This window comes from Neisseria sp. P0017.S009, assembly GCF_051957375.1.
Classification (GTDB): Bacteria; Pseudomonadota; Gammaproteobacteria; order Burkholderiales; family Neisseriaceae; genus Neisseria; species Neisseria perflava.
In genome coordinates this window covers 129,723-141,606 of sequence record NZ_JBQCWL010000008.1, presented here as the reverse complement: position 1 = coordinate 141,606, position 11,884 = coordinate 129,723, and the positions used below count along the sequence as shown (strand labels likewise).

Here is an 11,884-nt window from a genome sequence, read left to right as displayed (position 1 = left end):
CGATCTATCAACCATCTGAGGGTGGTATCAGATTGATGGGGTGAAGGTGCCCCATCAACCATTAAATCCGTATACCCAAAATATTAAATTTACCTTATTTGCCTTTTTAGTCGGCATATCCGCTTTATGGCTGTTTGCCACGCCATTTCCAGACAAGTGGGGCGTATTTCCCGTACGTAACCTATTATTACAGTTCACCGGCAGCATCAGCATACTGGCCATGAGTGCTTGTATGATTCTTGCAGTACGTCCCAAAATGTTGGAAGGACTATTTGGCGGATTGGATAAAATGTACCGCCTGCATAAATGGTTGGGCATCATTGCCCTTTCAGGCAGTATCCTGCATTGGATCAGTAAGCAATTCCCCAAATGGCTGGTAAAGCTCGGTCTGTTTGACGGCAAAAAGCCACCGCGCCCACCGATGCAGGAAGTCTTGACTTTAAAAGATTGGTTAGTTACCCAGCGCCATTTTGCTGAAGAAGTGGGTGAGATTGCTTTTTACGTTGCAGTCGTCTTATTGGTTATCGCACTGATCAAACTTATTCCCTACCGTTGGTTTGCCAAACTTCACATCTTAATTGTCCCTGTCTATATTGCACTCGTATGGCACACCATCGTATTGGCAAACTTTGCTTACTGGGCTCAGCCACTTGGCTGGTTGCTGGCTACCGCCCTATTCTTCGGTAGTATTTGTTCCCTCCTCGCCCTCTTTAAACGCATTGGTAAACCGCAAACCGCAACAGTAACTGCCATGAACCAAAACGGCTCCCTGCTTTCACTTACCCTGAATGCGCCAAAATGGCAGGGACACCAAGCCGGTCAATTCCTCTATTTACGTGCACATGGAGAAAGCCACCCATTTACCATCGCTTCAAACTGGAATCCTGAAAATCAACAAATCAATCTTATCATCAAAGACTTGGGCGACTACACCCATCGTCTGTCTCAACGTTTGAACATCGGTGATACCGTTAAAATTGATGGTGCATATGGCCGCTTCAATTTTTCAGATAAAAATGAACAAATTTGGGTGAGTAACGGTATTGGTTTTACGCCTTTCCTTGCAAGGCTCAAAGAATTAGCCAAACAACCATCCAATCAACAAATTGACTGGTTCCATGCCGATAGAAATTTATCTGCAGAAATAATCAACCAATGGAAAGATTTGGCTCAACAAGCGAATGTTACATTCCACTATATTCCTTCTGAAACCCAAAGATTATCAGCTGATCATATTGTACAAAGCGTTCAGAATAGTGAAACCCGCAGTCTATGGCTTTGTGGTAGTCGTAGCTTTACAAACAGTATTGCAGGAAAACTTAAGACACGCTCATTGCATCAAGAGCTGTTTGAATTCCGCTAAATGAACCTGATGAGACCTTTGTTTGGATTTAGGCTGTCGTGGGAAGGGCTTTTTTGCAAAGGTCTCAGCCTTTCTTTATTCGTCTAAACCTTAGTTTTTATCAAAGCTAAGGTCTTCATTTGAATACGATGGTTCAAAAAATATCTTCATAACTTTAATTTAATGGTAAACCTTACAATTCAAGGAAATAACGGTTTTAAAAATAAAAGGCCGTCTGAAAACCTGTTTCCAAGTTTCAGATGGCCTTTATCCGTATGGCTAAACCTTAAAAGCGGTTTAGACGACGATATTCACCAAGCGTCCGGGTACGACGATGATTTTCTTCGCAGGTTTACCTTCCATGAATTTCACTGCGCCTTCGTTGGCAAGGGCGGCGGCTTCGAGGTCGGCTTTGGATGCGTCGACGGCAACGGTGATTTTGCCGCGCAGTTTGCCGTTGACTTGAACCATCACTTCGATTTCGGATTTGACTAAAGCGGCTTCATCGACTGTCGGCCAGCCTGCTTCCCACAGTTTCGCGCTGTTCAATTCGCTCCACAGGGTTTCGCAGATGTGCGGCACGATGGGCCACAACAGGCGTACGGCGGTTTCCAATACTTCTTGGGCGACGGCGCGGCCTTGTTCGCCGTTGGTGTCGGTTTTGTCGTATTGGTTGAGCAATTCCATTACGGCGGCGATGGCGGTGTTGAACTGCTGACGGCGGCCGTAGTCGTCGCTGACTTTGGCGATGGTGGAATGCAGTTTGTGGCGCAGGTCTTTGAGTTCTTTAGATAAACCGTCTTGGCTGCCTGCAAACGCGTTGACTGCTTCGCCTTGTTTCAGGTATTCGTAAACGGTGCGCCACAGACGACGCAGGAAGCGGTGTGCGCCTTCGACGCCGCTGTCGCTCCATTCGAGGGACTGTTCGGGCGGTGCGGCGAACATCATGAACAGGCGGGCGGTGTCCGCGCCGTAGGCGTTAATCAGTTCTTGCGGGTCAACGCCGTTGTTTTTGGACTTGGACATTTTTTCCGTGCCGCTGATGACGACAGGCAGGCCGTCGGCTTTCAGAACGGCGGAAACAGGGCGGCCTTTGTCGTCGAAAGTCAGCTCGACATCGGCGGGGTTGATCCAGTCTTTGCCGCCTTTGTCGTTTTCGCGGTAGTAGGTTTCGCAGACGACCATGCCTTGCGTGAGCAGGCGTTCAAACGGTTCGTCAACATTGACCAAGCCTTCGTCGCGCATCAGTTTGGTGAAGAAACGCGCGTACAAGAGGTGCAGAATCGCGTGTTCGATACCGCCGATGTATTGGTCGACCGCACCCCAGTATTTCGCGGCTTCAGCCGATACCATGCCTTCTGCGAACTTGGGCGACATGTAGCGGAAGAAGTACCAGCTCGATTCCATGAAGGTGTCCATGGTATCGGTTTCGCGTTTCGCCGCGCCGCCGCAGCATGGGCAGGTGGTTTCGTAAAACTCTGGCATTTTTGCCAAAGGCGAACCCATGCCGTCTGGTACGACGTTTTCAGGCAAAACGACCGGCAGTTGATCGGCTGGGACAGGTACGTCGCCGCATTTTTCGCAATGGATGATGGGAATCGGGCAGCCCCAATAGCGTTGGCGTGAAATACCCCAGTCGCGCAGGCGGTATTGGGTTTTCGGTTCGCCAGCGTCTTGGCTTTGCAGCTTGGCGGCGATGGCGTCAAAGGCCGTCTGAAAATTCATGCCGTCCAAGTCGCCGCTGTTGACCAATACGCCGTTTTCTTTGTCGCCGTACCATTCTTGCCATTGGTTTGCGTCGAATGCGTTGTCGCCGACGGCAATGACTTGTTTTTTCGGCAGATTGTATTTGGTGGCAAACTCGAAATCGCGTTCGTCGTGCGCCGGAACAGCCATCACCGCGCCGTCGCCGTAACCCCACAATACATAGTTGGCAATCCACACTTCCAGTTTATCGCCGTTGAGCGGGTTGACGACGTAGCGGCCGGTCGGCACGCCTTTTTTCTCCATCGTCGCCATATCGGCTTCTGCAACCGAGCCGGCTTTGCATTCGGCGATAAATGCCTGCAATTCGGGTTTGTCGGCGGCTGCGGCGGCTGCGGCGGTTGCCAGCGGATGCTCGGCGGCAACGGCAACATAAGTCGCGCCCATCAGTGTGTCGGGACGGGTGGTATAAACTTGCAGGAATTTCGCGTAATCGCCTTCCAAGCCTTGTTTGCTGTCGTCTGAAACGGCGAAACGTACGGTCATGCCGCGGGATTTGCCGATCCAGTTGCGCTGCATGGTTTTGACTTGTTCCGGCCAGTGTTCCAGTTTGTCCAAGTCGTTGAGCAGTTCTTCGGCGTAATCCGTGATTTTGAAGTAATACATCGGGATTTCGCGTTTTTCAATCAACGCGCCGGAGCGCCAGCCGCGTCCGTCGATGACTTGCTCGTTGGCAAGGACGGTTTGATCAACAGGGTCCCAGTTCACCGTGCCGTTTTTACGATAGACGATGCCTTTTTCAAACAGCTTGGTAAACAGCCATTGTTCCCAGCGGTAGTATTCGGGTTTGCAGGTAGCGACTTCGCGCTCCCAGTCAATCGCAAAACCCAGGCTTTTGAGCTGGGTTTTCATGTATTCGATGTTGTCGTAAGTCCAAGCGGCGGGGGCGACGTTGTTTTTCATCGCCGCGTTTTCCGCCGGCATGCCGAACGCGTCCCAACCCATAGGCTGCATGACGTTGAAGCCGTTTAAGAGTTTAAAGCGGCTCAATACGTCGCCGATGGTGTAGTTGCGCACATGCCCCATGTGCAGCTTGCCGCTGGGGTAGGGGAACATGGAGAGGCAGTAGTATTTGGGTTTGGAAGCGTCTTCGGAGACGTTGAAAATACGGGCGTCGTCCCATTTTTTCTGCGCCGCAGGCTCAATGGCGGCGGGTTGGTAATGTTCTTGCATGGTCATTCTGTTTTTCGCTTGAAAACGTTGGAAAAAATAAAGATGGGATTATAGCAGGTTGTCGGGCCTGTCGGTTTGACAAAGGCCGTCTGAATGTTTGGATGTCGGAAAAGCACAATTTCAGACGGCCTTGAAAATACTGACTTGAGTTTTTGATACTCGCCCACATATCCCACCCAGTTTGAATTCATTCTTAACACTATCAAAATTATGAGCAATAAAGATTTTTACGAAACCCTTGGTGTTGCCCGCAGCGCTAGCGACGATGAAATCAAAAAAGCCTACCGCAAGCTGGCAATGAAATACCATCCCGACCGCAACCCTGACAACAAAGAAGCGGAAGAAAAATTTAAAGAAGTCCAAAAAGCTTACGACACCTTGTCTGACAAGGAAAAACGTACCATGTACGACCAATACGGCCATGCCGCGTTTGAACAGGGCGCAGGTGCGGGCGGATTCGGTGGCTTTGGCGGTTTCGGCGGCGCGCAAGGCTTCGATTTTTCCGATATTTTCAGCCAAATGTTCGGCGGTGGCGGCAGCGCAGGCGGCCGTCAGCCGGATTACAGCGGCGCGGACTTGCAGGTCGGCATAGAGATTTCGCTTGAAGAAGCCGCCAAAGGCGTGAAAAAACGCATCAATATTCCGACTTACGAAGAATGTGATGTCTGCCACGGCTCAGGTGCCAAACCGGGCACATCTGCATCGACTTGTTCGACCTGTCACGGCTCAGGTACGGTGCATATCCGCCAAGCCATTTTCCAAATGCAGCAGACTTGTCCGACTTGTCACGGTACAGGCAAAGAAATCAAAGATCCTTGCGTCAAATGCCGTGGTGAAGGCCGCACCAAAACCAGCAAAACGGTTGAAGTCAACATTCCGGCAGGCATCGACGACGGTCAACGCATCCGCTTGAGCGGCGAGGGCGAACCGGGTCAACACGGCGCACCGGCAGGCGATTTGTACGTCAATGTCCGCGTAAGACAGCACAAAATCTTCGAGCGCAACGGCTTGGACTTGCATTGCGAGTTGCCGATCAGCTTTGCCATTGCTGCATTGGGCGGCGAAGTCGAAGTGCCGACTTTGGACGGCAAAGTCAAACTGCACATTCCGAAAGAAACGCAAACCGGCCGCCGTATGCGCGTGAAAGGTAAAGGCATCAAGTCTCTGCGTTCCAGCTCGACCGGCGATTTGTACTGCCACATTTTGGTTGAAACACCGGTTAACCTGACCGACCGTCAGAAAGAGTTGCTGGAAGAATTTGAAAAAATTTCCTCCGGCCTCAATCTCAGCCAAACCCCGCGCAAAAAATCGTTTTGGGAAAAAGTAGGCGAAAAAGTAGGCGATTTGTTCTCCGATAATTAATCGTTGTGAAAAAGGCCGTCTGAAACCTGTTTACATTGAGTTTCAGACGGCCTTTTTTATATTTTTCAGACTTTTATCATCTTTTGTTGTTTCAATATAATTTTCTGTGCCATTTCCAAAAACAGTTTCTGCTCGTCTGCAGACAGATCAGCCAAGGATTCTTGGTTGATGGCTTTGGCAATTTCGGTGGAGCTTGATTGTAAAGCACGCGCGTGTTCTGTCAGCATAATCAAACGGCTGCGTGCATCTTCAGGATTAGGCTCCCGTGTAATCAATCCGTCTCGCTCCATCCGTGCCAGAGTGTTGGCAATCGTTGCCTGCTTCAAATCGGCACGCTCAACTAATTCCTGTTGGCTCAAGCCGTCCTTATTCCATAGCTCGATCAAAATTGGAAATTGTGCAGGCGCAATCCCCAGTGGTTTTAGGCCTTCGCTCAATAAAATGGCAAATTGGCGGGCAATATGGTTCATCAAATAGCCGGCTGATTGGTCTTTGAATGAGTCGTTCACTTTGTTTCCTTTTAAAACAGATCTTTATGAATTATAGCGCAAGTATAGCTTGCTATATTAATCAATAGCAAGCTATACTTATTTTAACTTAATAGCTTGCTATATAAATTTCAGACGGCCTATCTTAAACATTCAAAGGAAATATTATGAACCGCGATACTTTACGCAAAATCCATGCTGCGGCAGGAGCAGGTGCATGTTTATTCATCGCCTCATTTTGGATCAGTACCGTATTAAGCGAACTCTTCAGCTCGCATGAAACCATCGTTGTTGTAAAACAAACCATTGTTTATGCGCTATTCGGGCTGATGGCTTGTATGGCAGTTGCAGGTGCAACAGGCATGAAAATGGGTGGAAAAAGCAAACATACTGCGATTGCCGCGAAACGCCGCCGTATGCCCTTTATCGCTGCCAACGGAATGTTGATTTTGCTGCCTTGCGCGTTTTTCTTAAACAGCCGCGCCGCCGCAGGACAGTTTGACAGCGTGTTTTATATCGTTCAAATCGTAGAACTGATTGCCGGTATGGCTAATCTGACGTTGTTGGGACTGAGCATGAAAGACGGATTTTCTATCCGTAAACCCAAATTGAAATCCGCTTAATTGTTAATTTAAGAGAAAACATCATGAAACCTGATATTCCGCAACGTTACGGCACTACAACCCGCTTTCTGCATTGGACTATGGCGGCCTGCTATCTGTTTATGTTTGCAACCGCCATTGCTTGGAATATGGATGAAAGTCTGAAGTTTTTGACTAATCCTCATAAAGCGGTTGGCTTTCTTCTGCTGATATTGTCTGCTTGGCGTGTGATGCGGGCAATCCGCCAGTCCAGAAATCGACCGGTTGGCAGTATGGCTGCCAAATTTGGACATTGGGCAATGTATCTCCTGATGCTTGCCGTTCCAGTCACAGGTGTTATGAGACAAATTACTCAGGAAGGACAGATTCACGGAGCACTGGCATTTTCGTTGCTGTTCTTGTCTCTGGGACATATCGGCATGGTCGTTTACCACTACATCAAAGGCGAATCCGTAATGCCCCGAATGTTCGGAAGAGTTTAAATATCTCACATCAATTCAAACCTATAAGGAACTATCCATATGAATATCCGTAAAAAACAGCTCTGATTGCCGCTGCCGCCACTGCCTTTGTCGCTGTCGGTTGTACTGCAAATGCCAAACAGTGGCAGGAAAAATGTGAAGCCTTTCAAAACAGTGTTGTCCTCATTAATACTTTTGAAGTGCCGCAGGGTAAAGAAGCCGAAGCTTTGGCTTCTTGGCAAAAAGCGCGTGATTTTTTGAAAACCCAGCCAGGCTATATAGCTACGCGCCTGCACCAAAATATAGATCCAAACGGTAAATATCATTTGGTCAACGTAGCCCGTTGGCGCAATATGGAAGATTTTAAAGCCGCTACTGCCAAGATGCGTCAGGCCCTGCCGGATAATATGCCTGAAGGGGTTGCAGCCAGCCCGGGTTTGTTTAAAGTGATTGAAAACGATATGCCGCATGGTTTTGGCAGATACAATGGCAAAGGATTCGGCCGTAAATTTGAAGTATGCGGCAAGTAATCGCAGGCCGTCTGAAACCTACTTGAATCAGGTTTCAGGCGGACTTTTGTTTTTCTTTCTGTTGCTTCAAGCCATGGTTTGCCTTACAATTCGCGCTTCACTCTTACGGGAGTAGCCATTCGGCGCAATGCCGAAACCGTTGTCAACATAATCGGCTTGTGCGGCCGTGGCAGCGGTATCTTCTCTGCTTTATCGGAAGACAGGCAAGACGTAAGCGTTGTCCATACCCTTGCGGGCGGTATGCACAGCGCTTTTTGTTTGCCCGCTTTTCGGTTGAGTATCTTAAATCATGGAAGCTTTTTTCTCCTCGACGCTGGGCGTTGCCATTGCCGAAATCGGCGATAAGACGCAATTGCTCGCACTCTTTTTAGCTGCACGTTTTGCCCACAAAAACGCGATTGTTGCCGGTATTTTTATTGCAACCCTGTTGAACCATCTTGTTTCAGCCGCACTCGGTGTCTGGCTGGCATCCGCTATTTCGCCCGAAGTCATGAAATGGGTGGTTGGCGGCAGTTTTATTGCGGTTGGATTGTGGCTGCTATTGCCGGACAAAGACGAAGATCCTGACGGTAAGTGGCTGAAATACGGCGCATTTACGGCGACGGTTGTCCTGTTTTTCTTGGCTGAAATCGGCGATAAAACGCAGATTGCAACAGTTCTTTTGGCAGCAAAATACCAATCTATCCTGCTGGTCGTGGTCGGCAGTATTGCCGGTTTGATGATTGCTTCTGTGCCTGCCGTGTATTTGGGCGAAATGCTGATGCGCAAGATTCCGGCCAAAGCAGTGCGCATTGCCGCATGTATCTTGTTCTGCCTGCTGGGTATTTTGACCCTGCTTGGCGACGGTATCGTGTTGAAGGCCGTCTGAAATGTGGGACATTGTTTTTGAACACAAAGATTTTGTGGTCATTAATAAGCCTTGCGGCGTATCGGTGCACAGCGAATCGGAAGGGGATGTTTGTCTGACCGCATCACTGGCGCAGCAGCTCGGTGTTGAACGCGTGTGGCTGGTTCACCGTTTGGACAAGGCCACCAGCGGTCTGTTGCTGTTTGCGCTCAACCGCGACAGCGCGGCGGCTTTGTCGGCGCAATTTGCCGAGAAAACCATGCGTAAAACTTATTTGGCACTCGGTACGCACAAGCCGGCGAAAAAGCAGGGCTGGGTGAAAGGCGGTATGGCGCGTTCGCGGCGCGGTACATGGAAGCTGACGCGTGATGAGGATAATTTTGCCGTTACCCGTTTCAGCAGCCAAAGCCTGAAGCCCGGTTTGCGCCTGTTTGTGTTGCAACCGTTTACCGGCAAAACCCATCAGCTGCGCGTGGCCATGAAAAGCATAGGCAGTCCGATTTTGGGCGATACGCTGTATGGCGGCGATGAGGCGGAACATCTGTTTCTGCACGCTTGGCGTTTGGTTTTTGATTATCGCGGCGAGCATTTCGATATTCGGATTGCGCCCGATAAAACATGGCCGTCTGAAATCGATTTGTCGGCGTGTTTGGGTTCGGATGAATCCGAATAGAAGCAGTGAAATTTTTGTATATATTAAAAAAGGCCGTCTGAAAATTGTTCAGACGGCCTTTTGATTGTTTCAAGTTTACATTGCCAATTCGCTCAAACCCGGCAAGTCGGCAAAACAGCGGTCGTGCGTGATTTGGCAGAAGTTGTCCAGATAACCTTTGTTGGCATCTTCCGTACGAATGGCTGCATAAAGTTTGCTTTGCAGGCCGTCTGAAGTGATTTTGCGGTGGACGACGTAGCCTTTTTCCAAATACGGCATGACCGTCCAATAGGGCAGGGCGGCAATGCCGCGTTTGCTTGCAACCAATTGAATAATGGCAATGGTTAACTCGCTATGGCGGCGTGGCGGATTAATGCCTTTGGGCAACAGCACTTTTTTGGGCAAATCCAGCATTTCGTCGGGGACGGGATAAGTAATCAGGGTTTCGTCGATAAAGTCTTCCGCTTCCCAAACGTCTTTGTCGGCAAGCGGGTGGTCTTCTGCGCAGATGCCGACCATTTCATAGGCAAATAGGGGGCGGTAGCTGATGCCGTTGAGCGGCTCGGCTTCGGAAACGATGGCAAGGTCGGCGCGGTGTTGCAGCAGCAGCCCGACCGGATCAGCTTGGAAACCGGAAACGATGTCCAATTCAACTTGCGGCCATAAGGGGCGGAATTCGCCCATGGCAGGCATCAGCCAGTCAAAGCAGGTGTGGCATTCGACGGCAAGCCTGAGTTCGCCCGCTTCGCCTTCGATAATCCGCACCAAATCACGTTCGGCGGCGGCAACCTGCGGCAACAGCTCACGCGCCAGTTGCAATAGGCGCATACCGGCAGGCGTGAAGCGCAAAGGTGTTGATTTACGTTCAAACAACGGCGTTTCGTAATAATTTTCCAAGGCGCGGATTTGGTGCGACAGGGCGGATTGGGTCAGGAAAACCCGTTTGGCGGCAAGGGAAACGCTGCCGGTTTCTTCTAAAGCCAGCAAGGTTTTGAGATGACGCAATTCGATAATAGAGTCCATGTGTTTTCAGACGGCCTGTGGGTAAGGTGGTGTATATTAAAATAATTCATGATGATGTGCAAATGATTAATGTTGGGAATGATTGCTGAAATCGGAATGTAAGAATTTGAGGCATAAACAGATTTTGCGGTTAGAATGCGAAGCTGTTTTTGAAGATAGATATAAGGAGCGGAATATGGCTTTACGCCGTGAAATTCTGGCTTGGTGCGATGAGACATTGCAGGTCGGGCTGTTTAAGGACTATGCACCCAACGGTTTGCAGGTCGAAGGCAAAGGAGAAATTGCCAAAATCGCCACTTCGGTTACCGCCAGCAAAGCTGCAATCGATTTTGCCGTAGAGCAGGGGGCGGATCTGCTTTTGGTTCACCACGGTATGTTTTGGAAAAGCGAGCCTGTCACGATTACCGGTTGGAAAAAAGCACGCATTGAAACCTTGCTGCAAAACCAAATCAATATGGCAGGCTACCACCTGCCGCTGGATGCGCACCCGCAATTAGGCAATAACGCACAGTTGGCCGAGAAACTTGATTGGGCGCTCGAAAAACAATTCGGTGAGCAAAACCTGTTGAATACAGGCCGTCTGAAAACCACGCAAACGCTGGCGCAGTTGTCTGAACACATTGAGACAACATTCGGCCGCAAGCCGACCGTTATCGGCGATCTAGAACGCGAAATCAAACGTATTGCCTGGTGCAGCGGCGGTGCGCAGGGATTTTTTCAGACGGCCGTAGACGAAGGTGTCGATGCGTATCTGACCGGTGAAATTTCCGAAGCGCAATATCATCTTGCCAACGAAACGGGTGTGGCATTTATCAGTGCCGGCCATCATGCGACAGAACGCTACGGCGTACGCGCCTTAGGCGATGCCGTGGCAGAAAAATTCGGTATCGAAGTGGTTCACTTTGATGAAAACAACCCTGCCTGAGTATTGAGCAATATCATAAAAACTTTACCTTATTTTAAATAATGCTTTGAGTATTACAACAAACTAGGTAGAATTACGCTGTTTAATGGCTCGGTATTCCCAAAATTTTAGGACGACTGAATAATGGATAATCAAGAAATCAACAACGGTCGCCGCCGTTTCCTGACACTGGCTACATGCGGTGCAGGCGGTGTGGCGGCTCTAGGCGTAGCTACGCCTTTCGTGGCCAGCTTCTTCCCATCGGAGAAAGCTAAGGCTGCCGGTGCTGCTGTCGAAGTAGATGTCAGCAAAATCGAAGCAGGTCAAATGCTGACTGCCGAATGGCAGGGTAAACCGATTTGGCTGGTCAACCGCACAGATCAACAGCTCAAAGACTTGAAAAGTTTGGATGGCGCAGTTACAGATCCTAATTCCGAAGTGGATCATCAGCCCGAAAACTGTAAAAACGAGACCCGTTCGATCAAGCCGAACCTCCTCGTCGCTATCGGTATCTGTACCCACCTGGGTTGCTCTCCGACCTACCGTCCCGACGTTGCCCCTGCGGATTTGGGCGCAGACTGGAAAGGCGGCTTCTTCTGCCCGTGCCACGGTTCGAAATTCGACATGGCAGGCCGAGTATACAAAGGTGTTCCTGCACCGACCAACTTGGTTGTACCGCCTTACAAATATCTGAGCGATACAACTGTTTTGGTGGGCGAAGACTAAAAATAAGGAA

The 11,884-nt window shown here is 49.6% G+C and carries 12 protein-coding genes; 9 read left to right on the top strand and 3 right to left on the bottom strand.

Annotation, left to right across the window (positions count from 1 at the left end; genetic code table 11):
- The first annotated feature begins 46 nt into the window (after positions 1-46).
- Positions 47-1,363, top strand: coding sequence for a ferredoxin reductase family protein (locus ACTHTG_RS10260; protein WP_440360657.1), 1,317 nt, complete (start codon positions 47-49; stop codon positions 1,361-1,363).
- A 276-nt stretch (positions 1,364-1,639) separates the two neighbouring features.
- Here the strand turns inward: ACTHTG_RS10260 and leuS are convergent, their stop codons facing one another.
- Positions 1,640-4,279, bottom strand: coding sequence for a leucine--tRNA ligase (leuS, locus tag ACTHTG_RS10255; RefSeq protein WP_049331967.1), 2,640 nt, complete (start codon positions 4,277-4,279; stop codon positions 1,640-1,642).
- Positions 4,280-4,489: 210 nt separating this feature from the next.
- On the opposite strand from leuS, the gene dnaJ reads away from it, so the two are divergent.
- Complete coding sequence (dnaJ, locus tag ACTHTG_RS10250; protein WP_049331965.1) at positions 4,490-5,641, top strand: molecular chaperone DnaJ; 1,152 nt, start codon at positions 4,490-4,492, stop codon at positions 5,639-5,641.
- 65 nt (positions 5,642-5,706) lie between these two features.
- On the opposite strand, the gene ACTHTG_RS10245 is transcribed toward dnaJ, so the two are convergent.
- Positions 5,707-6,111: a MarR family winged helix-turn-helix transcriptional regulator gene (locus ACTHTG_RS10245; protein WP_049332004.1), complete on the bottom strand. Its 405-nt coding sequence runs from the start codon at positions 6,109-6,111 to the stop codon at positions 5,707-5,709.
- A 185-nt stretch (positions 6,112-6,296) separates the two neighbouring features.
- Here ACTHTG_RS10245 and ACTHTG_RS10240 point away from each other — a divergent pair, with 185 nt between their 5' ends.
- The 5 genes from ACTHTG_RS10240 (at position 6,297) to ACTHTG_RS10220 (ending at position 9,242) form a co-directional block, all read left to right on the top strand.
- On the top strand, positions 6,297-6,752 hold the full coding sequence (locus ACTHTG_RS10240) for a hypothetical protein (protein WP_440360658.1): 456 nt from the start codon (positions 6,297-6,299) through the stop codon (positions 6,750-6,752).
- A 23-nt stretch (positions 6,753-6,775) separates the two neighbouring features.
- Positions 6,776-7,213: a cytochrome b gene (locus ACTHTG_RS10235; RefSeq protein WP_004518911.1), complete on the top strand. Its 438-nt coding sequence runs from the start codon at positions 6,776-6,778 to the stop codon at positions 7,211-7,213.
- Positions 7,214-7,392: 179 nt separating this feature from the next.
- Positions 7,393-7,722, top strand: coding sequence for an antibiotic biosynthesis monooxygenase family protein (locus ACTHTG_RS10230; RefSeq protein WP_440360659.1), 330 nt, complete (start codon positions 7,393-7,395; stop codon positions 7,720-7,722).
- A 289-nt stretch (positions 7,723-8,011) separates the two neighbouring features.
- Entirely contained in the window at positions 8,012-8,590 is a 579-nt protein-coding gene (locus ACTHTG_RS10225; RefSeq protein ID WP_004518907.1) for a TMEM165/GDT1 family protein, read from the top strand.
- Between the two features lies 1 nt (position 8,591).
- Positions 8,592-9,242, top strand: coding sequence for a TIGR01621 family pseudouridine synthase (locus ACTHTG_RS10220; RefSeq protein ID WP_004518906.1), 651 nt, complete (start codon positions 8,592-8,594; stop codon positions 9,240-9,242).
- A gap of 75 nt (positions 9,243-9,317) precedes the next feature.
- On the opposite strand, the gene ACTHTG_RS10215 is transcribed toward ACTHTG_RS10220, so the two are convergent.
- Complete coding sequence (locus ACTHTG_RS10215; RefSeq protein ID WP_004518905.1) at positions 9,318-10,244, bottom strand: LysR family transcriptional regulator; 927 nt, start codon at positions 10,242-10,244, stop codon at positions 9,318-9,320.
- A gap of 175 nt (positions 10,245-10,419) precedes the next feature.
- Here ACTHTG_RS10215 and ACTHTG_RS10210 point away from each other — a divergent pair, with 175 nt between their 5' ends.
- Together ACTHTG_RS10210 and petA are read left to right on the top strand one after the other, a co-directional pair.
- The gene (locus ACTHTG_RS10210) at positions 10,420-11,169 is read left to right on the top strand and encodes a Nif3-like dinuclear metal center hexameric protein (RefSeq protein ID WP_308538531.1); all 750 of its coding nucleotides are present in this window, start codon (positions 10,420-10,422) and stop codon (positions 11,167-11,169) included.
- Positions 11,170-11,292: 123 nt separating this feature from the next.
- Positions 11,293-11,874 (top strand): ubiquinol-cytochrome c reductase iron-sulfur subunit, encoded by a 582-nt coding sequence (gene petA / locus ACTHTG_RS10205; RefSeq protein WP_003681863.1) that lies wholly within the window; start codon positions 11,293-11,295, stop codon positions 11,872-11,874.
- Positions 11,875-11,884: the final 10 nt, after the last annotated feature.